At 67.3% G+C, this 24,091-nt stretch carries 22 protein-coding genes; 14 read left to right on the top strand and 8 right to left on the bottom strand.

From position 1 onward, the window contains the following. The first annotated feature begins 39 nt into the window (after positions 1 to 39). Positions 40 to 1,230 (top strand): molybdopterin molybdotransferase MoeA, encoded by a 1,191-nt coding sequence (locus NO363_RS06075; RefSeq protein WP_256687645.1) that lies wholly within the window; start codon positions 40 to 42, stop codon positions 1,228 to 1,230. Then, entirely contained in the window at positions 1,227 to 1,874 is a 648-nt protein-coding gene (locus NO363_RS06070) for a nucleotidyltransferase family protein (RefSeq protein WP_256687643.1), read from the top strand. Before NO363_RS06075 ends, NO363_RS06070 begins: the two co-directional genes overlap by 4 nt. Positions 1,875 to 1,893: 19 nt before the next feature. Here the strand turns inward: NO363_RS06070 and NO363_RS06065 are convergent, their stop codons facing one another. From NO363_RS06065 to NO363_RS06045, 5 genes are all read right to left on the bottom strand, one after another. Continuing rightward, positions 1,894 to 2,994, bottom strand: coding sequence for an ABC transporter ATP-binding protein (locus NO363_RS06065; protein WP_256687641.1), 1,101 nt, complete (start codon positions 2,992 to 2,994; stop codon positions 1,894 to 1,896). After that, a complete protein-coding gene (locus NO363_RS06060) occupies positions 2,991 to 4,802 on the bottom strand; it encodes an ABC transporter permease (RefSeq protein ID WP_256687640.1) in 1,812 nt (603 codons plus the stop codon). The genes NO363_RS06065 and NO363_RS06060 overlap by 4 nt, the downstream gene beginning before the upstream one ends. Then, positions 4,775 to 5,920, bottom strand: a complete 1,146-nt coding sequence (locus tag NO363_RS06055; RefSeq protein ID WP_256687638.1) for a thiamine ABC transporter substrate-binding protein — start codon at positions 5,918 to 5,920, stop codon at positions 4,775 to 4,777. Before NO363_RS06055 ends, NO363_RS06060 begins: the two co-directional genes overlap by 28 nt. Before the next feature lie 99 nt (positions 5,921 to 6,019). Continuing rightward, on the bottom strand, positions 6,020 to 6,709 hold the full coding sequence (locus tag NO363_RS06050; protein ID WP_256687636.1) for a metal-dependent transcriptional regulator: 690 nt from the start codon (positions 6,707 to 6,709) through the stop codon (positions 6,020 to 6,022). Between the two features lie 51 nt (positions 6,710 to 6,760). Beyond that, the gene (locus NO363_RS06045) at positions 6,761 to 7,759 is read right to left on the bottom strand and encodes a transcription initiation factor IIB (RefSeq protein WP_256687933.1); all 999 of its coding nucleotides are present in this window, start codon (positions 7,757 to 7,759) and stop codon (positions 6,761 to 6,763) included. A 204-nt stretch (positions 7,760 to 7,963) separates the two neighbouring features. Here NO363_RS06045 and NO363_RS06040 point away from each other — a divergent pair, with 204 nt between their 5' ends. Next, positions 7,964 to 9,181 carry a cytochrome P450 gene (locus NO363_RS06040; RefSeq protein ID WP_256687634.1) on the top strand — a complete coding sequence of 406 codons (1,218 nt, stop codon included), beginning with the start codon at positions 7,964 to 7,966 and terminating at the stop codon, positions 9,179 to 9,181. An 85-nt stretch (positions 9,182 to 9,266) separates the two neighbouring features. Further along, on the top strand, positions 9,267 to 10,478 hold the full coding sequence (gene pan1 / locus NO363_RS06035) for a proteasome-activating nucleotidase Pan1 (protein ID WP_256687626.1): 1,212 nt from the start codon (positions 9,267 to 9,269) through the stop codon (positions 10,476 to 10,478). A gap of 11 nt (positions 10,479 to 10,489) precedes the next feature. On the opposite strand, the gene NO363_RS06030 is transcribed toward pan1, so the two are convergent. After that, entirely contained in the window at positions 10,490 to 10,972 is a 483-nt protein-coding gene (locus NO363_RS06030) for a PUA domain-containing protein (protein ID WP_256687624.1), read from the bottom strand. A 100-nt stretch (positions 10,973 to 11,072) separates the two neighbouring features. Here NO363_RS06030 and NO363_RS06025 point away from each other — a divergent pair, with 100 nt between their 5' ends. After that, positions 11,073 to 11,258 carry a hypothetical protein gene (locus tag NO363_RS06025; RefSeq protein ID WP_256687622.1) on the top strand — a complete coding sequence of 62 codons (186 nt, stop codon included), beginning with the start codon at positions 11,073 to 11,075 and terminating at the stop codon, positions 11,256 to 11,258. Here the strand turns inward: NO363_RS06025 and NO363_RS06020 are convergent. Beyond that, on the bottom strand, positions 11,255 to 11,755 hold the full coding sequence (locus tag NO363_RS06020; protein WP_256687620.1) for a LabA-like NYN domain-containing protein: 501 nt from the start codon (positions 11,753 to 11,755) through the stop codon (positions 11,255 to 11,257). The genes NO363_RS06025 and NO363_RS06020 overlap by 4 nt on opposite strands. A gap of 279 nt (positions 11,756 to 12,034) precedes the next feature. On the opposite strand from NO363_RS06020, the gene dapA reads away from it, so the two are divergent. From dapA to NO363_RS05985, 7 genes are read left to right on the top strand one after another with little or no spacing between them, the layout of a single operon-like run. Then, on the top strand, positions 12,035 to 12,946 hold the full coding sequence (dapA, locus tag NO363_RS06015; RefSeq protein WP_256687618.1) for a 4-hydroxy-tetrahydrodipicolinate synthase: 912 nt from the start codon (positions 12,035 to 12,037) through the stop codon (positions 12,944 to 12,946). Further along, positions 12,943 to 13,707: a 4-hydroxy-tetrahydrodipicolinate reductase gene (dapB, locus tag NO363_RS06010; RefSeq protein WP_256687616.1), complete on the top strand. Its 765-nt coding sequence runs from the start codon at positions 12,943 to 12,945 to the stop codon at positions 13,705 to 13,707. The genes dapA and dapB overlap by 4 nt, the downstream gene beginning before the upstream one ends. After that, the gene (locus tag NO363_RS06005) at positions 13,704 to 14,531 is read left to right on the top strand and encodes a 2,3,4,5-tetrahydropyridine-2,6-dicarboxylate N-succinyltransferase (RefSeq protein WP_256687614.1); all 828 of its coding nucleotides are present in this window, start codon (positions 13,704 to 13,706) and stop codon (positions 14,529 to 14,531) included. Before dapB ends, NO363_RS06005 begins: the two co-directional genes overlap by 4 nt. Then, complete coding sequence (lysA, locus tag NO363_RS06000) at positions 14,528 to 15,778, top strand: diaminopimelate decarboxylase (protein WP_256687613.1); 1,251 nt, start codon at positions 14,528 to 14,530, stop codon at positions 15,776 to 15,778. The genes NO363_RS06005 and lysA overlap by 4 nt, the downstream gene beginning before the upstream one ends. Next, the gene (gene dapF / locus NO363_RS05995) at positions 15,775 to 16,626 is read left to right on the top strand and encodes a diaminopimelate epimerase (protein WP_256687612.1); all 852 of its coding nucleotides are present in this window, start codon (positions 15,775 to 15,777) and stop codon (positions 16,624 to 16,626) included. Before lysA ends, dapF begins: the two co-directional genes overlap by 4 nt. Further along, on the top strand, positions 16,626 to 17,723 hold the full coding sequence (locus NO363_RS05990; RefSeq protein ID WP_256687610.1) for a M20 family metallopeptidase: 1,098 nt from the start codon (positions 16,626 to 16,628) through the stop codon (positions 17,721 to 17,723). The genes dapF and NO363_RS05990 overlap by 1 nt, the downstream gene beginning before the upstream one ends. A 25-nt stretch (positions 17,724 to 17,748) precedes the next feature. Continuing rightward, on the top strand, positions 17,749 to 18,210 hold the full coding sequence (locus tag NO363_RS05985) for a ferritin-like domain-containing protein (protein WP_256687608.1): 462 nt from the start codon (positions 17,749 to 17,751) through the stop codon (positions 18,208 to 18,210). A gap of 226 nt (positions 18,211 to 18,436) precedes the next feature. Here NO363_RS05985 and purB read toward each other — a convergent pair whose 3' ends face one another. Continuing rightward, positions 18,437 to 19,819, bottom strand: a complete 1,383-nt coding sequence (gene purB, locus NO363_RS05980; RefSeq protein WP_256687606.1) for an adenylosuccinate lyase — start codon at positions 19,817 to 19,819, stop codon at positions 18,437 to 18,439. A 440-nt stretch (positions 19,820 to 20,259) separates the two neighbouring features. Between purB and purH the strand changes: the two genes are divergently transcribed. Then, entirely contained in the window at positions 20,260 to 21,846 is a 1,587-nt protein-coding gene (gene purH, locus NO363_RS05975) for a bifunctional phosphoribosylaminoimidazolecarboxamide formyltransferase/IMP cyclohydrolase (RefSeq protein ID WP_256687604.1), read from the top strand. 170 nt (positions 21,847 to 22,016) lie between these two features. Continuing rightward, a complete protein-coding gene (locus NO363_RS05970) occupies positions 22,017 to 24,050 on the top strand; it encodes a PQQ-dependent sugar dehydrogenase (RefSeq protein WP_256687603.1) in 2,034 nt (677 codons plus the stop codon). The last annotated feature ends 41 nt before the right edge of the window (positions 24,051 to 24,091 follow it).

Genomic DNA, 24,091 nt, shown 5'->3' with positions numbered 1-24,091 from the left:
CGGGGGAAGGAATATGCCGCGTTCGTCCCACGATGGCCCATGGCCAGAACGGATCTCGCCCGCACGGACGCGGTCGAGCGACTGCTCGATCACCGCCACAGGGCGCTCGACAGCCTTCCCGGCGAACCCGTCTCCCTCGACGCGCTCGCCGGTCGCACGCTCGCCGAGGACGTGTACGCCCCGACCGCCGTGCCGCCGCACGACTACGCGACGATGGATGGGTTCGCGATCGCCACCGACGACGAGTCGCCGGCGATCGCCGCTGAAGTGTTCCCCGAGGACGAGCCACCGGCACTCGACGAGGGGGAAGCTGCCCGCATCGCCACCGGCGCGCCGCTGCCCGCCCGGACCGATGCCGTGCTGAAAGTCGAGGACACGACCGTCGAGAACGAACAGGTTTCGGGCCCACAGCTCGCCCCGGGCACGAACGTCTCGCCACGCGGTGGGACGGCGCAGGCGGGCGAGACGCTGTTCGACGCCGGGACGCGACTCGCCGCCCGGCACGCGGCGCTCCTGCGCGATGTCGGCATCGAGTCCGTAACCGTCCACGAGCGGTTCTCGGTTGGGATCGTGGCGACCGGCACCGAGATCCACGAGGGTCGCCAGCCCGACCGCGATTCGGCATTCCTCGCCGGGCTCGTCCGGGAGTGGGGCCACGAGCCAACGATCCGCGAGAGCGTTCCCGACGACTCCGCAGCCGTGCGCAGCGCCATCGAGAGCGCCGCCGCGACCCACGACGTGGTGCTCACGACGGGTGGGACGAGCGTCGGGAGCGCCGACCACGTCGCCACGGTGCTCGAAGCCCACGATCCGCTGTTCGAGAGCGTCCGCCTCCGGCCCGGACGGCCGGTGATGGCGGCGATCATCGACGGCGCGCTCGTCGTCGCGCTACCGGGCAAGCCGCTCGCTGCCCACACCGCCGCCGTGCTCGTCGCCCGGCCATTTTTCACCGGCCAGTGGCGACTGCCCTCGATCACCGCCGGGCTGACCAGTGCCGTCGAGATCCCCGACGACGACCGCGAGTACGCGGTACCGGTCGTCCTCGACGGCAACGAGGCCATCCCACTCGGCCACGCCGATTCGTCGCTGCCGATCTACGACGAGCAGTTCGCACCGGGGCTCGTTTCCGCCAACACGAGGACGACGACTGCGAACGGGATCGTCCTCGCCGAGCGCTCGCTCGATGCCGGCCAGCCGGTCGCGGTCGTTCCCTATCGGGTGCTCGCATGAGCGAGGAGCTCCGTCACGTCGACCCGAACACGATCCACGAATCGATTTCGGAACGAGCGGGCCACGAGCCGACGGTCGTCGGCGTGCTGCTCGCCGCGGGCGGAAGCAGCCGTTTCGGCGAGCGGAACAAGCTCCTCGCCGAGATCGACGGAGAACCGCTCGTCCGCCGCGCCGCCCGCACGCTGCTCGACTCGCGGGTATCGCGCGTCGTCGCCGTGCTCGGCCACCAGTCGAGCACCGTCAGCGACGCGCTCGCTGACTTCGACGTCGCGTTCGTCGCGAACGACGCCTATGAGCGCGGACTCTCGACCTCCGTCGAGCGTGGCGCGCGTGTGGCTGCCGACGGCGACGCGGACGCTGCGATCTTCCTCCCCGGGGACATGCCGTTCGTCGAGAGCGCGACCGTCGATCTGCTCGTCGACTGCTTCGCCGGCGGCGTCGCCGATGCCGTGGCCGCCACCTACGAGGGCCAGCGCGGCAATCCGGTGTTGTTCGGTGCCGATCACTTCGACGCGCTGTGCGTGGTCGAGGGTGACGTCGGTGGCAGAGACATCCTGCTCGATGACGGCGTGCTGCTCGACACCGACGACGCGGGCGTCGTCACGGATATCGACACGCAGGACGATCTCGAACGCGTCCGGTGAACCGAGCTGTTCGGGAAATTCAGCGCCCGCTATCGGACAACAGATGGATGTCGCTCGCAGCGACGGTCAGCGTCACGGTCCCTTCGGGCGGCTCCCGGCTATCGGTCTTGACGAGCAGCGACCGCCCGTTCCACGAGCAGTGGACACGGTAGGCGTCGCCGAGGAACTCGCGGTGCTCGACGGTCGCTGTCAGCGTCGTCGCGTTCGAGGCCGTTTCGTGCTCGCCGAGTGAGAGGACCTCGGGCCGCACACAGAGCGTCACAGAATTGCCGACATCGACCGCGGCGCTCTCGGGCAGTCCGATCGCGGTGCCGTCGACGATCGCGCGCGGCGGGGCCGATTCCGTCACCTCGCCATCGAGGAGGTTGTTCTCGCCGACGAACTCCGCGACGAACCGGGAGCGGGGCTCTCGATAGACGGTTTCGGGTGGGGCGACTTGTTCGATGCGCCCCCCGCTGACGACGGCGACGCGATCGCTGATGGCGAGCGCCTCGCTCTGGTCGTGCGTCACGTAGATCGTGGTGATCCCCAACTCCTGCTGGATCTCGCGGATCGTCACCCGGAGGCGCTCGCGGAGGCGGGCGTCGAGCGCCGACAGCGGTTCGTCGAGCAGGAGTACGTCGGGGCCGGGTGCGAGCGCCCGTGCGAGCGCGATGCGTTGCTGTTGCCCGCCCGAGAGCTGTTCGGGTTCACGCTCGCCCATCCCCGCCATATCGACCAGTGAGAGCAGTTCGTCGACACGCTCGTCGTCGGTGACGTCGCCAGGCGGATCGCGAAAGCGGAGCCCGTAGGCGACGTTCTCGCGGACCGTCATGTGGGGAAAGAGCGCGTAGTGCTGGAAGACGACGCCGACGTCGCGCCGTTCGGGAGCGAGGTCGGTGACGCGCCGGCCGTCGATATGGACCTCGCCCGCGCTCGGCTCCTCGAAGCCCGCGATGGCTCGAAGGGTGGTGGTCTTCCCACAGCCCGACGGGCCGACGAGCGTGAAGAACTCGCCCTCGTCGACCGACAGCGAGACGTCTTCGAGCGCGGTGACGCCACCGAAATCGACGGTGATGTCGTCGAGCGCCACGCCAGCGTCCGCTGTGGTGCGGTCGCGCTCGGGAATCGTGTCGCTCATGGCTCCCACCGCCCGCCGAGGCGCTCGATGACGAGGAAGCTCGCGGCCGTCACCAGCAGGAGGACGGTGCCCATCGCGGTCGCTGGTCCGAGGCTCGGCCCGAGCGAGCGATTGCCGATGTACCGTTCGAGCGCGACCGGCATCGTGTAGCTCTCGACGCCCTCGGCGAGTAAAACCGTCGTATCGAACTCGCCGATCGAGATGGCGAAGGCGAACGCCCCGCCGGCGAGCACCGCCGTCCACACGAGCGGGAGCTCGACGTCGAGCAGGGTGCGAAACCGACTCGCGCCGAGCGAGCGTGCCGAATCGACGAGCTGCGAGTCGATGCCGGCGAGCGCCGGGGTGACGTTGCGCGTCACGAACGGGTAGGCCGCGACTGCGTGCGCGACGACGATGGCGAGCGCGCCGCCGGCGGTGAACCGATAGCCGGCGATCGTCGTCCCGAAGACGAGCGTCTGGAGCAGTCCGAGGCCGACGACGACGCCGCTGACCGCCAGCGGCGCGCTCATCAGCGTCTCGGCCAGCCGCGAGCCGGTCCCGCCGCGGGTCGCCATCAGCGAGACGACGATCCCCATCGGCACCGCGAGCGCGAGCGTGCCGACGCCGAAGGCCAGCGAGTTCGCGATCGCCGGCAGCGGTTTCGTCGTGCCGGCCGCCGTCGTCGCCTGCTGGTCGAGCAGGAACTCGTAGTACGCACTCGTCAGCCCGTTCGGCCCGGTGACGCTCTCGACGATCATGCTCACGAGCGGGCCGACGAACAGGACGAGGATCGCGACGCCGTAGATCGCGAGCCCGATCCGAACCGGGTCACGCAGCGTTCGCCAGCCGACCGCGAGCGCGCGCCGCGGGAGCGTCGTTCCGCCGCTCGCGGTCGTCTGTCGGGCCTCGTATCGGAGATAGAGATAGGTGAGCGCGAGCGAGAGAACCGTCTCGATGGTCCCGAGCGTCGCGGCCTCGGCGAGTTCGAGGTCCTGGACGCGCGCGTAGAGCCAGACCTCGACGGTGGCGAGGCGCAACCCCCCGAGCGCGAGCACGATCGGGAAGGAGAGAAAGGTGAAGACGAACGTGAGCAACGCGGCGGTCAGCAGTGCGGGAAGGAGCTGTGGCACCACGATGTCGCGAAAGGCACGAAACGGGCCGGCACCGAGTGCGCGAGCCGTCTCGACGCGCCGAGCATCGACGCCCTCCCAGGCGGTCGTCACGAGCCGCGTCACGAGCGGCGCGTTGTAGAACGCGTGCGCGAGCACGATGATTTCGAGCGTGAACAGCAGATTCACCTGCCCGAGACCGAGCGCACCCAACACGTCGTTGAGCAGACCGTTCTGGCCGAACATGGCGAGGAAACCGACCGCGACCATGATCGACGGCAGCACGAAGGGGAGAATGGTGAGCGAGCGGAGCGTCCGCCGGCCACGGAACTCGAAGCGAGCGAGCAGATACGCTCCCGGCAGCCCGATGACGACGCTCGCCAGCGTCGAGAGGAACGCCTGATAGGCGGTGAAGCCGAACAGACCGAACTCGACCGGTGGGAACCCGGATTGCACCCATTCGAGCACGCCGGCTGGAATCGAGAGTGGTGCAGTGAACAGATGGTGGGCGACGCCGGTGTAGAAGGGGTCGCCGAGCACGTCGACCAGCGGGGCGGCCGTCAGCGAGCCGGCTCGGACGACCGCCTCGCGGAGCACACTCAGAACGGGGTAGTAGAAGACGACTGCCAGAATCGCGACGGTGAGGACGAACGCGGTCGGGACGGCGAGTCGCTCGCCCCAGTGCTGCGCGTTCACCCGCTCGCGACCAGCCGCGACCACTCCTCGACCCACGACTCGACCGAGCCGGCGAGCTCGTCGTAGGAGTGTGTGACCGTCTCGGGCGGCTCCTTGGCGTACTTGTCGAACTCCTTGCTCGGCGTGACGCCCTTTACCGCCGGGAACTGGACGTTCTTGACCGCGATCTTCGACTGTGCGTTCTTCGTGAGCACGAACTCCATGAACGTCCGGGCGAGCTGCGGGTCGTTCGCGCTCTCGAACAGCGCCATCGTCTCGGGGTTCGCGTAGCCCTGATCGTTGAGGAAACCGATCTGGTGTTTCGAGATATCGACGTCGGGACCGTGGTAGTAGACCTGGTCGGTCGAGTACGAGACCACCATCGGCGCTTCGCCGTCCGAGTAGGCCTGATAGGCCGGCTCCCAGTCCGAGAGCACCTTCACGCCGTTGCCGACGAGCTGCTTCCAGTAGTCGAGGTAGTTCTGCTCACCCTTGGCGATGATCGACCAGAGTAGGAACGCCCGCCCGGGATCGGACTGCTGGGCGTTCTCGGTGATGAGATCGCCCTCGTAACGCGATTCGAGCAGCGAGTCGAACGTCTTCGGCTCCTCGACCTCGTTCTCGTTGTAGACGAGCGAGATGTAGCCTGTATCGTACGGCACGGCGCGCTTCTTGGGATCGATCCGCAACGGCTTCTTCAGCCCGTCGGCACCGTCGAGATCCTCACCGACCGACTGGAACAGCGGCTTGTCGAGCTTCTTCCGCGCACGGACGAGTTCGGCCGTGTTCAGTCCGAGGTAGATATCGGCGTCGATCGGCGCACCCTGTTTGGCCCGCTGGACGTACTGATTGACGCCGTTCTCCGGCGTGAGGAACTCGACGGTCGTTCCCGAATTCTCTTTCTCGAAGGCGGATTTGAGCCAGTTGCCCGCCGTGTCCTCGCCGGTGAACGACGAGTAGGTCGCGACCCGCAGCGTCCCGCCGGACGACGCGCTGCCGGTCGTCGCCGTGCTGTCACTCCCTGCGCTGGTGGTCCTCGTTCCATTGCTCGACCCGTTTGCTTCGGAACCGCTTCCGCTATCGCCTGCCCCCGTACAGCCCGCCAGCATCGCCAGCCCGGCGACGCCTGCGCTCGACCGTCGAAGGAACTGCCGTCTATCCATTACCGGGTGGTTTCATGGAGTGGCAATTAAAACTGTCGTCACGGCTCGCCGGCGCGTGACGGAGTGATGACGGGAAACGCGGCTCCAGAAAACCGGTGATCAGTCGGCGGCAAGTTCGTCCGTCGAGCGCTCGTCGTCGGCCCGTACCCGCACCTCGGCGGCGATCTCGGCCGGCAGCGAGACGGTCTCGTCCTCGCCCTCCGGCGCGACGGTAAGCATGCCGAACGGTGCGACCTCGCGGACGGTGAGGCGGGTGTCGGGCGTGATGCCGGCGTCGGCGAGATAGGAGAGCACCTCGGGATCGCTGTCGGCGACCTGGGCGACGACGAGCGTCTCGCCCGCCGCGTACTCGGTGAGCGGTTCGTCGTCGGCCTCGGTGGGTTCGAGGTCCTCGGTCGGGATCGGCGCGCCGTGGGGGTCGGCGCTGGGGTCGCCGAGGCTCGCGGCGAGTTCGGTTTCGAGGCGCTCGCTGATGTGGTGTTCGAGCCGATCGGCCTCTTCGTGAACCTCCGCCCAGTCGTAGTTCAGGTGTTCGGCGAGGAACAGTTCGAGCAGGCGGTGGTGGCGGATCGTTTCGAGCGCGACCAGTTCGCCGTCTTCGGTGAGACGGACACCCTTGTACTCCTCGCGATCGACGAGTCCGTGGCCTTCGAGGCGCTTCATCGTCGCGGTCACTGTCGGGGCCGTCACGTCGAGCGCCTCGGCGATGGTCGAGGTGGCGACCGGCTCCTCGCCCTCGCGGAGCTGGTAGATCGCTTTGAGATAGTCCTCGGCCTTCGAACTCGGCATACGAAAACGTTGCTCCCGGGCTACTAAACGGTTGCTGTCGTCGCGTTCCGACTAGAGGGCCGCCGCGGACTGGCCGCTCCCGTCCTCGGCGACCTCCATCAGCTCGTGATAGCGGTTTCTGATGGTTACGTTGCTGACCTCGGCGACCTCGCTGACCTCGTCCTGGGTGAGCTTGCGGTTGGTGAGGATGCCGGCGGCGTAGAGCGCCGCGCCGGCCAGCCCGACGGGGCTCTTGCCGCTGTGGACGGCCTGTCGCTCGGCCGTTTCGAGCAGGTCGCGTGCACGGCGTTCGGTCTCCTCGCTCACGTCGAGATCGGAGGCGAACCGTGAGACGTACTGTTTCGGGTTCGGCGGGCCGATCTCCAGATCGAGCTCCTGATTGATGTAGCGGTAGGCGCGCTTGAACTCCATCTCGTCGACCCGCGAGACCGCTCCGACTTCCTCGACGCTGCGGGGCAGCCCCATCTGGCGGATGCCCGCGTACAGCGCGGCGGTCGAGACGCCCTCGATCGATCGTCCGGGCAGGAGATCCTCGGAGAGCGCGCGACGGTAGATGACCGATGCGGTCTCGCGGACGTCCTTCGGGACGCCGAGCGCGCTCGCCATGCGCTCGATCTCGCCGAGCGCCTGCTTCAGGTTCCGTTCCTTCGAGTCACGCGTGCGGAACCGTTCGTCCCAGGTTCGCAGGCGCTGCATCCGCTGGCGCTTGCGCGAACTCAGCGTGTTGCCGTAGGCGTCCTTGTTCTGCCAGCCGATCTGGCTCGACAGCCCCTTGTCGTGCATCATCTTGGTGGTGGGCGCGCCGGTGCGCTTCTTCCGGTCGCGTTCGGCGCTGTCGAACGCCCGCCACTCGGGGCCGTGGTCGATCTCGTCGGTCGAGACCACGAGCCCGCACTCCGTGCAGGTGGTCTCGCCGTGACTCTCGTCCTCGACCAGTCGGCCGCCGCACTCGGGACAGACTCGCTCGGATTCGTCCGTCTGGGCGTCCTCGGTGGCTCGTTCGTCCTGTTCGCTCGGTTCTCGCTGTCGGATGTGGGTAGTGCCTTCCAATATCGGGTGGGTGAGCGCGTGCTCGGATGGGTAGTTGACCGTCGGTACAACGGGTCGGTGTTCACCCATAGGTAAGGGATGGAGGCACTTAAACCCAGCGGATAAGCACGTCGGAGAACCACGGCGGAGCGTCGCTCAGCGACCCGATTCGCCCGGGTTCGCCGACGGGAAAGATTGATAGTCAGTAGGCGACTACTAACAGCTATGAGTTCCGCCGACCCGCAGGGACTGCAGGCGTTCCCCGAAGCGCTCTCCGAACCCGACGCGTGGCTCGAACCGTTCGACTGGTATCGCGAGATGCGCGACGACTCGCCCGTCCGGTACGACGCTTCGCGCGGCTCCTGGGACGTCTTCCGCCACGCCGACGTCAAACGGGTCATCAGCGACGACGAGGCGTTCTCGGTGAACCCGCGGACGGCGAGTGATTTCGAGGGACTGAGCGGCGAGGGCGAGGGGCTGATTCTCGATACGATGCTGTTCCAGGACCCGCCGCGTCACGACGAGCTCCGCGCGGTCGTCGACGACGCCTTCAGCCCGCGGACGGTCGCCGAAATGGAGCCACGCCTGCGCGACTTGATGAGTGAGCTTCTGGACGACGCGCTCGCGGCCAACGACGGCGAGATGGACCTCGTCGAGGAGATCTCCTACCCGTTCCCGGTCATCGTCATCGCCGAGTTGCTTGGGGTTCCCGCCGAGGACCGCGCGCAGTTCAAGGAGTGGTCGGATTCGCTCGTCGCAGCCGCGAGCGACGAGGAGATCGCCGAGCGCCAGCAGCAGAGCCAGCAGGAGATGGCGATGTACTTCCTCGATCAGCTCCAGCAGCGCCGCGAGGAGCCCCGCGACGATCTCCTCTCGACGATCGCGACCGCCGAGCTCGACGACGGGAGCAAGCTTCCTCAGGAGGAGGCGCTCGGGATGTGTATGCTGTTGCTCATCGCCGGCAACATCACCACGACGAATCTCATCACGAACGCCGTGCGCTGTTTCGGCAATCAGGGCGTCCTTTCCGAACTCGCCGGCGACGACAACGCCGTCGGGCCGGCGATCGAGGAGGCGCTGCGCTACCGCGCGCCCGTCCAGGCGATGACGCGTATCGCGCGCAGCGACGTGAATCTCGGCGACGCGACGATCGAGGAGGGCGATCGGGTCGTGGCGTGGCTCGGCTCGGCGAACCGTGACGAGCGTGCCTTCGACAACGCCGATGAGTTCGTCGTCGATCGTGCGCCGACGGGCCATCTCGGCTTCGGCCACGGCACCCACTACTGTCTCGGCGCGCCGCTGGCCCGTCTCGAAGCCCGTGTCGCCCTCTCGGAGCTGCTCTCGCTCGACGGGCTGGCGCTCGCCGACGCCGACCTCTCGCCGACGCGGAGCTCGTTCATCTACGGTGTCGAGTCGCTGCCGATCCGCTACGACGGGCGCTGAGTCGGGCTGTCACGGCCATCACGCCGGCAGTCGATCGTCCGTGACGACCCGAACGCTCTTATGAAAGTGTGCCCTACCGAGGCCAATGACCGATACGGTCGACGACGTGGACCAACCGTACGATACCGACGCCTCACAACAGGAGAAGATCGAATCGCTCGAAGAGCGCATCGACATCCTCGACGGCCAGAACGAGGAGATGCGCGACAAGCTGCTCGACGCGAACGCCGAGAACAACAAGTACAAACAGAAACTCGAGCGGCTCACCCACGAGAACAAGAAGCTGAAACAGTCGCCGCTGTTCGTCGCCACCGTCCAGGAGATCACCGACGACGGCGTCATCATCAAACAGCACGGCAACAACCAGGAGGCGGTCACCGAGGTCACGCCGGAGACCCGCGAGGAGATCGAGCCCGGCTCCCGTGTGGCGGTGAACAACTCGCTGTCGGTCGTCACCGATCTCTCGGACGAGACCGATGTCCGGGCTCGTGTGATGGAGGTCGAGGAGAGCCCCGGTGTGAACTACGAGGACATCGGCGGGCTCGAAGAGCAGATGAACGAGGTGCGCGAGACCGTCGAACTCCCGCTCGAATCACCGGAGATGTTCTCCGACGTCGGCATCGAGCCGCCCTCGGGCGTCCTGCTGCACGGCCCGCCCGGCACGGGCAAGACGATGCTCGCCAAAGCCGTCGCCAACCAGACCGATGCGACCTTCATCAAGATGGCCGGCTCCGAGCTCGTCCACAAGTTCATCGGCGAGGGCGCGAAGCTCGTCCGCGATCTCTTCGAGGTCGCCCGCGAGCACGAGCCCGCCGTCATCTTCATCGACGAGATCGACGCCATCGCCTCCAAACGAACGGACTCCAAGACCTCCGGCGACGCCGAGGTCCAGCGGACGATGATGCAGTTGCTCTCGGAGATGGACGGCTTCGAGGAACGCGGCGAGGTCAGAATCATCGCCGCCACGAATCGCTTCGACATGCTCGATCGGGCGATCCTCCGTCCCGGCCGGTTCGATCGCCTCATCGAGGTGCCGAAACCGAACGCCGAGGGCCGTGAGAAGATCTTCGAGATCCACACGCGCGGGATGAACCTCGCCGACGACGTCACGTTCGAGGAGCTCGCCACCGATATCGCCGAGGCCAGCGGGGCCGACATCAAGGCGATCTGTACCGAAGCCGGCATGTTCGCCATCCGCGACGACCGGACCGAGGTGCGGATGGAGGACTTCCACGAGGCGTGGACGAAGATCGACACCGACGAGGCCGACGCGGACGTCTCGAAGACGTTCGCTTGAGGCCCGCGTCGCTACGATCGATCCAACTGATCCGCCGTATCGGCTCCCTCTCGTGTTTTGACGGCGACACCCGTCTCGAAATCCGCCATCGCGTCGGCCGACAGCATCGCGCGTCCCACGCCGAAGAGACCGTCGTCCGGGCCGACGATACAGACCGCGTCGCCCGGCCTGACCGTCGGATCGACATCGTGAACGAACTTCGCGAAGGCGTTCTTTCCCTCCCTGACGAACGGGCCGCTCTCCGTGCCGACGACGACGCGCGCCAGTGGGGCGGCGAGCGCCGTTCGGAGCCGTTCGCCGCCGGCCAGTCCGAGTGTGAAGCGGCCGTCGGTGCCGTAGGAGACGAGGCGTTCGCCGTCGGCGAAGATCTGCTGTGGTCGGCCGGTGCGCGATCGTCGTACCGAAAACGAGCCGTCGGATGGAAAGAGTGCCACGCCAGCGCCCGCGCCGAACTGGTAGTCGGCGACCGTGCGCAGCCGTGTGAAATCGTCCATACGCCCGTTCGTGCGTCGGTCGGCAAAAACGCGCCCATCCCGTGCCGATCGGCGCGAGGCTTTCGAAGCCATTTATACCCCGTAGGTCACAGTGGGAGTTATGAACGAACGGACGCAGATCAGTGCGGGGGGCGTACTCCTGGTGGTCGGGGCGATAATCGTCATGCTGTTCGCGTTTCCCGCCTCGACGCTCGGCTTTGCGGTGCCGATCCCGCTGGCGGTCGTCGCGGCGCTCGCGATGGCCGTCGGCTCGCTGCTCATCGGCACCTCCGAAGGAACGGTTTAGAGCAGGAACCGCTCCGAGCGCGCCGAGAGGTCGGTGAAGGCGTCAGCGGCGTCGACGAGTTCTTCGGAGGTCGATTCGCCGAACGCCATCGCCTCGATGCGGACGCCCTCGTGGCGCAGATGTGAGCAGAGTCTGGAGAAATCACCGTCGCCCGTACAGATGACGACGCTGTCGAGGTTCGGCGCGAGCGTCACTGCGTCGAGGATCATGCCGACGTCCCAGTCGGCCGATTTGGAGCCGTCGGCGTGGGTCTTGATCTCTTTGATCTTGGTCTCGAAGCCGATCTCCTGAAGCGCCTCGAAGAAGTTCTCCTCGTTCGGCGAGTTCGCTCGGATGACGTAGGCGATAGCACGGGTCAGCTCGCGCCCGGCCACGGCTTCGTCGAGCAGTTCCTCGTAGTCGATGTTGCGCGAATAGACGCTCTGGGTGGTGTGATAGAGGTTCTGTGAATCGACGAGAACCGCGACACGCTGACCCGGTTGAACGACGTTCGACATGCGGGCATTCCTCGGAGTGTCCGCTAAAGCGTTTCGTCACCGAAAGAAGAGGAGGAATCGCCCGGCAGGTATCGCGTACGACGCAATTCCTAAGTGTGCCGGGTGCGGTTGATCGGATATGCGACGCGTCACACCCGAGCGGGCGAGCGGTTCGAGCAACGGGTGTGACGGTCCCGTTCGTGCGACCAAACGGGCGGCGGGTAGCTCGCGGCGGGCGTAGCGTCCCCGTCGCGCGCTGTTTTCGACCGGCACCGTTCACCGAGTAGCGACACCACCCACATGACACACGATATCGACCTCGACGGCGTGTTCCCCGCGATGGTCACGCCGCTGGAAGCGGACGACAGTATCGACTTCGACGGAGTACGAGCGGAAGCCCAGCGACTCGAACGGGCGGGCGTCGACGGGCTCGTTCCCGTCGGCACCACCGGCGAGAGCGCCACCCTCTCACACGACGAACACGTCTCGGTCGTCGAGACGGTGGTCGAGACGGCCTCGATCCCCGTGATCGCGGGGGCCGGCTCGAACGCCACTCACGAGGCGCTCGCCCTCGCCGAACGCACGCGCGACGCCGGCGCGGACGCCCTCCTTCTGATCTCACCGTACTACAACAAGCCCGAACCCGCCGGGATGGAGGAACACTACCGGACGATCGCCGACGCCGTCGATCTCCCGCAGATCGTCTACAACGTTCCTGGACGCACGGGGCGCACGATCGAGATCGACACGGCGGCGGCGCTCGCCGATCACGGGAACGTCGTCGGCTACAAGTCGGCGAGCGGCGATCTCGGCCGGTTGAGCGAGCTCGTCGAACGGACGCGCGAGGCGGAGTTCGCCGTTCTGTCGGGCGAGGACGGGCTCACGCTACCGGCGCTCGCGGCGGGCGCGCGCGGCACGATCAGCGTCGCGGCGAACGTCGAACCCGAACGCGTCGGTGAGATGGTTCACGCGGCTCTCGACGACGAGTTTGAGCGAGCACGCGAGCACCATCTCGCACTCGGGCCGCTCTTTCGGGCGCTGTTCTGGGAGACCAACCCGATCCCGCTGAAGGAGGCGCTCTCGATCCGCGGGCACGTCTCGCCACGGATGCGCTCGCCGCTGTCACGGCTCTCGTCGGACCATCGCGGGGAGCTCGAATCCGTGCTCGCCGATCTCGACGATGCCGACCGACTCTTGGAGGCTGAACGATGACGGCGATCGGTGTCACGGGTGCGACGGGAACGATGGGGACCGCGGTCCTGGAGACGGCCGCCGACCGTGAGAACGTCGACGTGAGCGTCGCGGTCGATCGCGGGGCCGACGGCGAGCGCGTCGCCGGCCGAGAGATCCACGACGCGGCCGACCTGCCGACGCTGCTGGCCGATCGACCCACCGACGTGGTGGTCGATTTCACCGGTCCCGAGTCGGCGATCGAGTACGCCGCGGCCTGTGCGGAGGCGGGCGTCGGCTTCGTCACGGGGACGACGGGTTTCGACGCGGACGGTCGCGAGGCACTGGAAACGAGCGCCGAGCGGGTGCCCCTGCTGTGGGCGACGAACTTCTCGCAGGGGATCCACGCGCTGGGCGAGGCACTCGGCGAGATCACGGAGACGCTTTCGGAGTACGACATCGAGATGACTGAGACACATCACAATCGCAAGCGGGACGCACCGAGCGGGACGGCCACGACGCTGCTCGACGGGATCGACGACGCGAGCGGCGGCGAGCACGACCGAACCTACGGTCGCGAGGGCGACCAGCCACGCGCGGACGGCGAGATCGGCGTTCACGTCCGCCGTGCGGGCGGTATCCGTGGCGAGCACGAGGTGCTGTTCGCGGGCAACGACGAGGTGCTCACGTTCACCCATCGCGCCGAAAGCCGGGCGGTGTTTGCCTCGGGCGCGCTCGATGCGGCGGTCTGGCTCGCCGGGCGCGATCCGGGATTCTACGAGTTCGGGGAGGTGCTCGCATGAGTCTCCAGTCGGACGTCGAAACCCTCTGGCAGCGCTCGGAGGGCGGTCTGACGGCGAGTGATGCGGGGTCGGACGAGCGGGCGACGCTCGACGCGTTCCTCGACGCGCTCGAAGCCGGCGAGGTGCGCGCCGCCGAGCGGAGTGGCGACGAATGGGTGGCCAACGAGTGGGTGAAGCAGGGGATCTTGCTCAATTTCAGCCTGCGCGAGACCGAGCGCCGGGAGTACGGCGACGTCGGCTACCACGATGTGCTTCCGCTCCGCTCCACGAGTGATCTCGGCGAGCGCGGCACCCGGAACACGCCCGACGGGACGGTTATCAGACGTGGGGCACATCTCGGCGACGATGCGATCATGATGAGCCCGAGTTTCGTCAACGCGGGCGCGTACGTCGGCGACGGCACGCTCGTCGACTCCTGTGATACGGTCGGGTCCTGTGCGCAGATCGGCGCGGACGTGAAGCTCGGAGCGAACACGCTCATCGGTGGCGTGCTCGAACCGGTCGAGGACACGCCCGTGATCGTCGAGGAGGGCGTCTCGTTGGGCGCTGGCTGTCGCGTCACCTCCGGGTTCGTCGTCGGCCACGATTCGGTGGTCGGCGAGAACACGCTGCTCACGCCGCGGATTCCGGTCTACGATCTCGTCGAGGAGGAAGTCGTCTACGGCGAGCTCCCGCCCGAACGCCGTGCGTTCACCCGCTTCGTCGAATCGTCGGTCGGCGAGCATGACCTCTTCGATGGCGGGGCGTACAAGCCGGCGGTGGTGGCGACGGCCGTCGAGGACCGAACTCTCGAAGCGACCGAGCGTGAGGACGTGCTTCGATGACGGGCGCTGCCGTAACGACGGCGAACCCGCCCGTCCGACGGCTCGCCGACTGGTCGGCGGACCGTCTGCGCGATCTCGCCAACGAGCACGGGACGCCGCTGTACGTCGTCGACGTCGAGCGGGTGCGCGAGAACGCCGCGCGTCTCCAGGAATCGTTCCCGGAGGCGGCCATCGACTACGCGGTGAAGGCAAACGCTCGAAGACCGGTGCTCGGTGCGATCGCCGCGGCGGGCTTCGGTGCCGAGTGCGCGTCGGCCGGCGAGGTCGTCCGCGCGTGCGAAGCGGGGTTTTCCGACGTGCGCTATACGGCCGTCAATCCGCCCGCCCGCGATCTCGACAGAGTCGTCGAGGTCGCCGACGAACACGAGATCACGATCACGGTCGGCGCGCTCGACGTCTTGGATGCGCTCGCGGAGCGCGACTGGTCCGGGGCGATCTACGTGCGCGTGAACCCCGGCGTCGGTGCTGGCCACCACGAGAAAGTCCGGACGGGCGCGGATCCGAAGTTCGGGATCCCGATCGATCGCGCCGCGGCGGCCGTAGCGGAGGCCCAACGGCGCGGGTTCGCGGTCGAGGGTCTCCACGCCCACGCCGGCAGCGGTATCCTGGAAACCGACGATCTCACGGCTCACCGAACACTTGTCGAACGAATGAGCACCCTCGCCGACGAAATCGCCGACGCGGGGATCGCCCTCGATACAGTGAGCGTCGGCGGCGGGTTCGGTGTTCCCTATCACGATACCGAGGCTCCGCTCGACGTGGACGCTCTCGCCAGCGCGACCCGCGAAGCGTTTTCGGCCGATGCCCGACTGGGGATCGAGCCGGGGCGCTATCTCGTCGCCGATGCGGGCGTACTCGTCTCGGAAGTGACCACCGTGAAGCCGACGCCCGAGACGACCGTGGTCGGCGTCGATGCCGGGATGACGACCCTTGCCCGCCCGGCGCTCTACGACGCCTTCCACGAGATTCGCTCGCTCGCGGCGGCTGCCGAGGGTCGCGAGACGGTCGCGGCGACGGTCGCCGGGCCGGTCTGTGAATCCGGCGACGTGCTCGGGCGCGATCGCGAGCTGCCAGCGCCCGAGCGGGACGATCTCCTCGCCGTCGGCAATGCCGGAGCCTACGGCTACGAGATGGCGAGCACCTACAACTCGCGACCGCGGCCGGCGGTCGTCGCGCTCGATGGCGACGGGAGCGAGCTGTGCATGCGCCGCGAGACGATCGCGGATCTCGGGGGGCTCGAACGATGAACGTCGAGAAGTACCACGGTACGGGCAACGATTTCTTCGTGATCGACGCGAGCGAACCCGTCGCCGACCGACGGGCGCTCACGATCGAGCTCTGTGACGGCGACGACGGGCTCGCGGTCGGCGAGCGGACGGGTGCCGACGGCGTGCTCTTCCTCGCGCTCGAAGACGGCTACGCGTCGCCGCGCGTTGTGATGACGCTCGTCCAGCCCGACGGCTCGACCGCGCCGATGTGTGGCAACGGCGCGCGCTGTGCGGCGGCGTGGGCGGCCGAGCGAACGGCCGCGGAGACGGTAATGGTCGACACGCAGGCCGGCACCCGGCGCGCGACCGTCGACGACGCAGGCGTGACCGTCGAGATGGGTGAAGCGAGCTTCGCACCCGACGCCGTCCCGCTCGCCGGCGACGAACCGTTGCTCGACGAATCAATGGAGGATCTGACCGTAACGGCGGTCGACACCGGCGTTCCCCACGCTGTAGCATTCGTCGACGACGTTGCGACCGTTGATCTCGACGTGCTCGCGCCGCCGGTGCGCCACGCCGACCGATTCCCGCGCGGGGCGAACGTCACGTTCGCCAGCCCGCGCGACGAGGGGTTCGATCAGCGCACCTACGAGCGCGGTGTCGAGGGTGAGACACGCTCGTGCGGGACCGGTGCCGTGGCGATCGCGGCGGTCGCCCGCGAACTCGGCCTGACCGAGCGTGATTCGATCCCCGTCCATCCGCCGGGCGGCCGGCTCGACGTCCGCTTCACCGAGCGCGGCGCGGCGCTCGCCGGTCCGACCGAACGTGAGTTCGCCGGGACCGTCTCGATGGCTGCCTCGCCGGCCGTCGAGGCGGCCGGCGACTGATGGAGTTCGACCCGCTCGAATTTCTCGAAACGGCCGTCGAAACCCCCTCGCACGAGACCGTCGAGCCGATGCGCGCGCTGCTGTGTGACCACCTCGCCGCCCACGGCGTCGAACCGACGGTCCACGACGGCGGGAGCGTGCTGGCGAGCAAGGGTAATTCGTCCGGGCCGCACATCGTCTTGAACACCCATCTCGATACGGTCGCACCGCACGTACCCGCCGAACGGGAGGGCGACGTACTTCATGGCCGGGGTTCCTGCGACGCGAAAGGACCGCTCGCGGCGATGCTGGCGGCGTTTCTCGACTGTAAACCTGGTCGAGGACGACTCACGCTCGCGGTGACACCCGACGAGGAGCTGCGATCGCACGGGGCGGCGGCGCTCGTTCCTACCCTCGATCTCGATGGTGAGCGCGGTGACGCGGTCATCGTCGGTGAACCGACCGGTCTGGACGTCTGTACCGCCGGCAAGGGGCGTTTCGAGGGAACGGTAAGGGTCGAGGGCGAGAGTGCCCACGCCGCCGAACCACACACCGGAACGAACGCGATCACGGGGGCTGCGGCCGCCATCGAGGCCATCGACGAGTTCGGCGAGCGCTCCGACGCGCTCTCGGTCCATCCCGATCTCGGTGCGCCGACGCTCACGCCGACGATCGTCGAGGGTGGGGCCGCGACGAATCAGGTGCCCGCCGGCTGCGAGATCGTCGTCGATCGCCGGAGCGTGCCGCCGGAGACGGCGACGGGTTTCGAGCGCGATCTCGACGACTACCTCCACGAGCGGCTCGGCTCGACCATGTCGTTCGCCCTCACCGAACGCGAAACGCCGTTCCTGGAAGCGTTCGAGATGCCGGCCGATTCGAGAGTGGTCGACGCGTTTCGAGAAACGGGCTGTGACGCTCGCCCGTTCACGGCCGCGACCGAGGCGTCGTATTTCGCCCGCGAGGCTCCGACCGTGGTGTTCGGACCGGGCGACCTCGCGGACGGGGACGGCCCGGTAGCCCACGCCGAACGCGAGTACGTCCGTCTTCCCGAAGTCGAACGTGCGGCGGCGCTGCTCGGTCAGGTTCTCATATCGCTCTTCCGGAAGACCCACACTTAAGCACGCGCCGTCCGAATTCGGGAGTATGAGCACGGAGGGTGACGAGCAGGTGCTCGACCTGCTGCACGAGGCACGCAACGACGAGTTCGAGACCGTGATCAACTACCAGACCGACGCCATCGCGCTCGCAGGCGTCGCCGCCGAGGAGGTCGCCGACAGCCTGAGCGCCGACGTCGAGGAGGAGCTCGGCCACGCCGAAGAGCTCGGCGAACGCATCGTCCAGCTGGGCGATCAGCCGAAGGGCTCCTACGAGCTCGAAATGGGTCAGGAGAGCCTCCAGCCACCCGAGGACCCGACCGACACACTCGCGGTGATCGACGGCGTCATCGAGGCCGAAAAGGGCGCGGTCGAGACCTACCGCGAACTCGTCACCGTCGCCGACGAAGCCGACGACCCCGTGACCGAGGACCTCGCGACGGAGCTGCTCGCCGACGAGGAGGAGCATCTCACCGAGTTCGAAGGCTATCGCAAAGAATACGACAACTGACGCAGCACGACGGCTGTTCTTCCACCGATGGCGCGCGCTCACGCTCGTGTGCGAGCGTCGCGAGGCGCGGAGCGCCTCGCCGGCGAGCACCGAGCGTGGATCAGCGTGCGAGGGATGAGCACCACAGCGAGTGAAACGAGCGAGGAGCGCAGTCGGTTGGGGAGGCTCGTGGGCTGTGCGGTTCGTGCGGTTCCCGAGTGGCCGGTCTGGCTGCTCCTCGATCGATTTATTCGGCCGAATCAGCCAACTCGCTTGCCAACCCGGTGTAGTCGGCAGGTGCGAGCGCGCGCAGTTCCGCACGGGTTGCCTCGCTCACGTCGAGCTCGGCGAACAGCTCGCGGAAATCGTCGAGACTGGTGCGTCGCCCACGGGTAAGTTCCTTCACCCGCTCGTAGGCGTCGGTGTGGCCCTCACGGCGGAGGATCGTCTGCACGGCCTCGCCGATGACCTCGGGGTTTTCCTCCAACTCCTCGCGCATCACCCGCTCGTTCGGGACGACCTTCGAGAGACCAGTTTGGGTCTTCCGATAGCCGATGAGGCTGTGGGCGAGCGCCGTGCCCACGTTCCGCTTGACCGTCGAGTCCGAGAGATCACGCTGGAGCCGTGAGGTCGTGAGGGTCTCGGCGAGGAAGGAGAGGTCGCTGTCGGCCTTCGAGAGGTTGCCTTCGCTGTTCTCGAAGTCGATCGGGTTGACCTTGTGCGGCATCGTCGACGAGCCCGTCTCGCCCGCGTCGCTCTCCTGGCCGAGATAGCCATCCGAGACGTAGCGCCACATGTCCCGGTCGGCGTCGAGCAGGATCGCGTTCGCACCGCGGAGCGCGTCGAACAGCGCCGCGAGATCGTCACACGGGTTGATCTGTGTGACGGGTTCGACGTGCGCGAGCCCGAGCGAGCGGACGAATTCCTCGGCAAATGATCGCCAGTCGACGTCGGGATAGGCGGCGTGGTGGGCGGCGTAGGTCCCGCTCGCGCCGGCGAGTTTGCCCGCGAGATCGCCGGCGGCACGTTCGACGCGCTCGATAGCTCTCTCCAGTCGACCGGCGTAGACGGCCATCTCCTTGCCGAGCGTCGTCGGCGTCGCAGGCTGGCCGTGCGTGCGCGCGAGCATCGGGTTGTCACTGTATTCGTTCGCCATCCCCGCGAACGACTCCCGGATCGCGTCGAGTTCGGGCACCAGCACTTCCTCGACGGCGGGCTTGAGCAGCAGTCGGCGCGCGAGGTTGTTGACGTCCTCGCTCGTCAGTCCGAAGTGGACCCACGGGGCGATATCCGGGTCGGGGAGCCCGTCACGAACGAAATACTCGACGGCCTTCACGTCGTGGTTGGTCGCCGAGTGCTCCGCCGTGCCCTCGGTTTCGATGCGCTTGATCAGGGCCGCGTCCTCCTCGGTGAACTCCTCGTACAGCTCTCGGAGGTGTCTTTGATCGTCGGCGTCAAGTTCGATCGGGGTGGCGTCGAGTTCCGCGAGCGCGACGAGATACTCGACCTCGACGCGGACGCGAGCGCGCAGCAGGGCCGCCTCGCTCGCGTACTCGACGAGCGGTTCGGTGTAGCGTGCGTACCGGCCATCGAGTGGCGACACAGCCGAAAGCGGACCGCGGTCTGTCATGGGTACGACTGAACCGAGTCCGGTGAAATGGGTGTCGAATCGCCCATCGCTCTCGCGAGTCCGATTCGATTTCGGATGTCATAGCGTTTACTCAGGTCATTAGATCAGTCTCGGTCAGCAGAGCAGTTACGACCGCAACACCTGACGACAATGAATCCCGCACAGCCCACATACCTCCCCAACCGATTCGCTCGCTCCCTTTGGTCGCTCACTCATCCCTCGCACGCCGATCCGCGTCCGGCGCTCGCTATCGTCTGCTCACGGGCGGCTTCGCCGCCCGTTCGCACGGTCAGCGGGACCTTCGTCCCGCTCGGCTCTCGCCGGACGCGAGCGCGCGCCATGTGGACAATCGAATTTCTCACGAATTTCATCGAAAGATGGCCCGTAGCCACCGTTCTCGAATCCGAACGCACTTTGCGCACGGCGCATCCTCTTCAGCCATGACACCGATCGCAGGACTGGCGGGTAATCGCGGCCGCAACCTCGTTCGGATCGCCGACCGCGCGCCCGGCGGCGCGGAACTGAGCGTCGTTCTGACGAACGACGCCGATGCGCCGGTGCTCGATGCAGCCACCGAGCGCGGGATTCCCACCGAGGTCGTCGAACCCGAGGATGGAGAATCCCGGGGGAATCACGAACGGCGACTGCTCGACAGACTCGACGAGTACGACGCCGAACTGGTCTGTCTCGACGGCTACATGCGCGTGCTCACCGAGGAGTTCGTCGATGCTGCGCCGCCAACGTTCAACATCCATCCGTCCCTCCTGCCCGCCTTCCCGGGGATCGATGCCCACGAACAGGTCCTGGACGCCGACGTCGACGTCACCGGCTGTACCGTCCATCTCGTCACCGAGGAGGTCGACGCCGGCCCGATCGTCACCCAGGAGCCGGTCGCCGTCTATACGGACGACGACTCGGCATCGCTGAAGGAGCGCGTGCTCCACGAGGCCGAGTTCGCGGCCTATCCACGCGCCGTCAGGCTGTTTGCCGAGGGAAAGCTGACCATCGAGGGCGAGGGCGACGAGCGCGAGGTACGGGTCGCGGGCGATCGAAACGGTGTGTTCCCGACCCGGCGCGTCCGAGGCACCGAGCGCACGGCGGAACTCCGGTACGGCGAGAACCCACACCAGTCGGCCGCGCTCTACGCCGACGCGGACACGAGGGCGAGCGTCGTCGATGCGCCACAGCTGAACCCCGGCGCGAAAAACCTCTCGTACAACAACTACAACGATGCCGACGGCGCGCTCGGATTGGTTCGCGAGTTCGACGAACCGGCGGCCGCGGTGATAAAGCACACCAATCCCGCTGGCTGTGCGACCGCCGACACGCTCGCGGCGGCCTACGAGGACGCGCTCGCCACCGATCCGATGAGCGCGTTCGGGGGGATCGTCGCGCTGAACCGCGAGTGCGACGAGGCGACCGCCGAGCGGATCGTCGAGTCGTTCAAGGAGGTCGTCCTCGCGCCGGGCTACACCGAGGACGCACTCGTGGTGCTACGCGGGGAGGACAACCTCCGCGTGCTCGACATCGAGGAGTTCGACAGCGATCCATCCCCGCTGGTGGAAAAACCGCTCGCCGGTGGGCGACTGATCCAGGAGCGTGACGAGCAGGCGATCGCCCCCGAAGACTTGGAGATCGTCACCGAACGCGAGCCGACCGACGCGCAGCTGGAGACGATCTGCTTCGCGTGGTGGGTCATCAAACACGTCAAATCGAACGCCATCGTCTTCGCCGACGGTACTGAAACTGTGGGCATCGGCATGGGACAGGTCTCGCGGGTCGATGCGGTACGACTCGCCGCGATGAAGGCCGACGAACACGCCGAGGGGAAATCCGCAGCGGGTGCGGTGATGGCGTCGGACGCCTTCTTCCCGTTCCCCGACGGCATCGAGGCCGCCGTCGACGCGGGCATCGAGGCGGTCGTCCAACCCGGCGGGTCGGTCAACGACGACGACGTGATCGCCGCCGCCGACGAGGCGGGCATCGCGATGGTCCACACCGGTCAGCGCGCGTTCCGCCACGATTGAACGGGCGAGGGTAGGCGGACGGAAGGACGTTCGACGATCGAGGCGTTCAGTTCTTAACGGGGTGATTTCCGTCGGCTGGTGGGCGTATCACAACCCCTAAGTGAGCACCGACCCCCCGTTCAGACAGTCACCGGCACCGCCGCATCGCGACGCGCGGTCCGGGAGAGAATATGACGAAGGGAACCAACGGAGAGACCTCCATTCCGTCCGGTCGGCCCTCCCGCCGGCGCTTTCTCGCTGCCACCGCTGCCGGCGTGACCGGTCTCGCCGGCGTCGGAAGTATTACGGGTGCACGTGCCCAGTCCCAGCCGACGCCGATCCGCCTCGGCGGCGAGACGACCGGCTGGGTCGGTCGGAAGCCATCGGGGATCCAGGGGACGACCAACCCAACGCTCGAACTCGACGTCGGGACGACCTACCGACTGACGTGGAAGAACGTCGACGGCGCACAGCACAACGTCGCCCTGCTCGATGCCGACGACGCCGTCATCGAGCGCACCCAGTACATGTCCGACGAGGGGCAGACCCAGACACTGGAGTTCACGGCGACCGAGGCGATGGACGAGTACGTCTGTCAGGCCCACCTCAACTCGATGCGCGGCGACATCACGCTGTCGAGCGAAAGCGGTGGGACCGAGACGACGACGGAGTCGAGCGAGCCGGAGGGGTTCTTCCCGACGGGCCCGACGGTCAGGACCGACACCGTCATCGACGGCGGCATCACGGCCCCGCTCGGGCTCGAAGCCCCACCAGGCGAGCGCGACGCGTTCTTCATCGTCGATCAGATCGGCGTCATCCGTCGATACGGAGCCGACGGCAGCGGTGGCGACGTCTTCCTCGACGTGCGCGATCAGCTCATCGATTTCGACAACCTCCCCGAGATCAAGACGATCGACGAACGCGGGCTGCTCGGGTTGGCCTTTCATCCGAACTTCGCCGACAACCGGAAGTTCTACGTCCACTTCAGTGCCAAATCGCGCCCCGGAACGCCCGGAAACTACACGCATACGCAGGTCATCGCGGAGTTCGAGGCCAACGAGGACGTGACCGGGGCGGTCGCGGACTCCCAGCGGACGGTGCTCGAAATCCCCTCGCCGTACTACACCCACAACGGCGGGGCGATCGTCTTCGGCCCCGACGACTACCTGTATATCGGCATCGGCAACGGCGGCGGCGCGCTCAAATCGTCGAAACAGCCCGACGACTGGTACGGTGCGAACCTCGGCGGCAACGGCCAGGACGTCACCGAGAACCTCATGGGATCGGTGCTGCGTATCGACGTTGACGGCCGCGACGGCGACAAGGCCTACGGCATCCCCGACGACAACCCGCTCGTCGGCAAGGAAGGCCTTGACGAACAGTACGCCTGGGGCTTTCGCAACCCGTGGCGCATCGGTTTCTCCGACGGGAAGCTGATGGCCGCCGACGTCGGTCAGCGCCGGTACGAGGAGGTCAACGTCGTCCGCAAGGGCGGTAACTACGGCTGGAACGTCCGCGAGGGCGGCCACTGTTTCGTCGCCACGCAGGGATCGGACCCGTATCGCTCCAACTGTCCCACGAAGACGCCGCCGGACGTCCGCGGCGGGGAGCCGCTCATCGATCCCGTGATCGAGTATCCGCACACCTACGAGACGAACGGCGTCGGCGTCGCCGTCATCGGCGGCTACATCTACCAGAACGCGACCATTCCCGGTCTTCGAAACAAGTACGTGTTCGGCGATTACAGTAAGGACGGCACACCACGTGGATCGCTGTTCGCCGCCACGCCCGTCGAGGGCGACTCGTGGTCGGTCGAGGAGGTCTCGATCGGCAACGGCGAGAACGGCGAGCTCGGTTCCTATCTCCTCTGTGTCGCCCGCGACAACGACGGCGAGCTCTACGCGCTGACGACCGACAATCTCGGCGTCGAAGGTGAGACGGGTGCCGTCCATCGTCTTCGGCCACCGGAGGCCGAGGAACGCTCGACCGCGACCACAGACACGCCGGCCCGACCGGCGACCGCGACGGCGACCCCCGAACCGACGCCAACACCGACCGCAACGGCGACGGCGACGCCGACCGAGACGACGAACGAGTCGGACACGGCACGGACGGGCGAGAGCGGCGGTATCGTGAGCGGCGACGGGCCGGGATTCGGCATTCTTGCCGGGCTCGCCGCGATCGCACTCGGCGTCGCACGCCTGCTGGGTGGTGACGATCGATGAGCCGCCGTGACCGTTCGCCCTCATCCCAGCACCGCGACGAT

Source organism: Halococcus qingdaonensis, assembly GCF_024508235.1.
GTDB classification, from domain to species: domain Archaea; phylum Halobacteriota; class Halobacteria; order Halobacteriales; family Halococcaceae; genus Halococcus; species Halococcus qingdaonensis.
This window is presented reverse-complemented; position numbering and strand designations above follow the sequence as displayed.

Excerpts from the sequence above, each read along its gene's own strand:
- NO363_RS06075 (WP_256687645.1), top strand. The coding sequence starts at position 40 with ATGGCCAGAACGGATCTCGCCCGCACGGACGCGGTCGAGCGACTGCTC.
- NO363_RS06070 (WP_256687643.1), top strand. The coding sequence starts at position 1,227 with ATGAGCGAGGAGCTCCGTCACGTCGACCCGAACACGATCCACGAATCG.
- NO363_RS06065 (WP_256687641.1), bottom strand. The coding sequence starts at position 2,994 with ATGAGCGACACGATTCCCGAGCGCGACCGCACCACAGCGGACGCTGGC.
- NO363_RS06055 (WP_256687638.1), bottom strand. The coding sequence starts at position 5,920 with ATGGATAGACGGCAGTTCCTTCGACGGTCGAGCGCAGGCGTCGCCGGG.
- NO363_RS06050 (WP_256687636.1), bottom strand. The coding sequence starts at position 6,709 with ATGCCGAGTTCGAAGGCCGAGGACTATCTCAAAGCGATCTACCAGCTC.
- NO363_RS06040 (WP_256687634.1), top strand. The coding sequence starts at position 7,964 with ATGAGTTCCGCCGACCCGCAGGGACTGCAGGCGTTCCCCGAAGCGCTC.
- pan1 (WP_256687626.1), top strand. The coding sequence starts at position 9,267 with ATGACCGATACGGTCGACGACGTGGACCAACCGTACGATACCGACGCC.
- NO363_RS06030 (WP_256687624.1), bottom strand. The coding sequence starts at position 10,972 with ATGGACGATTTCACACGGCTGCGCACGGTCGCCGACTACCAGTTCGGC.
- NO363_RS06025 (WP_256687622.1), top strand. The coding sequence starts at position 11,073 with ATGAACGAACGGACGCAGATCAGTGCGGGGGGCGTACTCCTGGTGGTC.
- NO363_RS06020 (WP_256687620.1), bottom strand. The coding sequence starts at position 11,755 with ATGTCGAACGTCGTTCAACCGGGTCAGCGTGTCGCGGTTCTCGTCGAT.
- dapA (WP_256687618.1), top strand. The coding sequence starts at position 12,035 with ATGACACACGATATCGACCTCGACGGCGTGTTCCCCGCGATGGTCACG.
- dapB (WP_256687616.1), top strand. The coding sequence starts at position 12,943 with ATGACGGCGATCGGTGTCACGGGTGCGACGGGAACGATGGGGACCGCG.
- NO363_RS06005 (WP_256687614.1), top strand. The coding sequence starts at position 13,704 with ATGAGTCTCCAGTCGGACGTCGAAACCCTCTGGCAGCGCTCGGAGGGC.
- lysA (WP_256687613.1), top strand. The coding sequence starts at position 14,528 with ATGACGGGCGCTGCCGTAACGACGGCGAACCCGCCCGTCCGACGGCTC.
- dapF (WP_256687612.1), top strand. The coding sequence starts at position 15,775 with ATGAACGTCGAGAAGTACCACGGTACGGGCAACGATTTCTTCGTGATC.
- NO363_RS05990 (WP_256687610.1), top strand. The coding sequence starts at position 16,626 with ATGGAGTTCGACCCGCTCGAATTTCTCGAAACGGCCGTCGAAACCCCC.
- NO363_RS05985 (WP_256687608.1), top strand. The coding sequence starts at position 17,749 with ATGAGCACGGAGGGTGACGAGCAGGTGCTCGACCTGCTGCACGAGGCA.
- purB (WP_256687606.1), bottom strand. The coding sequence starts at position 19,819 with ATGACAGACCGCGGTCCGCTTTCGGCTGTGTCGCCACTCGATGGCCGG.
- purH (WP_256687604.1), top strand. The coding sequence starts at position 20,260 with ATGACACCGATCGCAGGACTGGCGGGTAATCGCGGCCGCAACCTCGTT.
- NO363_RS05970 (WP_256687603.1), top strand. The coding sequence starts at position 22,017 with ATGACGAAGGGAACCAACGGAGAGACCTCCATTCCGTCCGGTCGGCCC.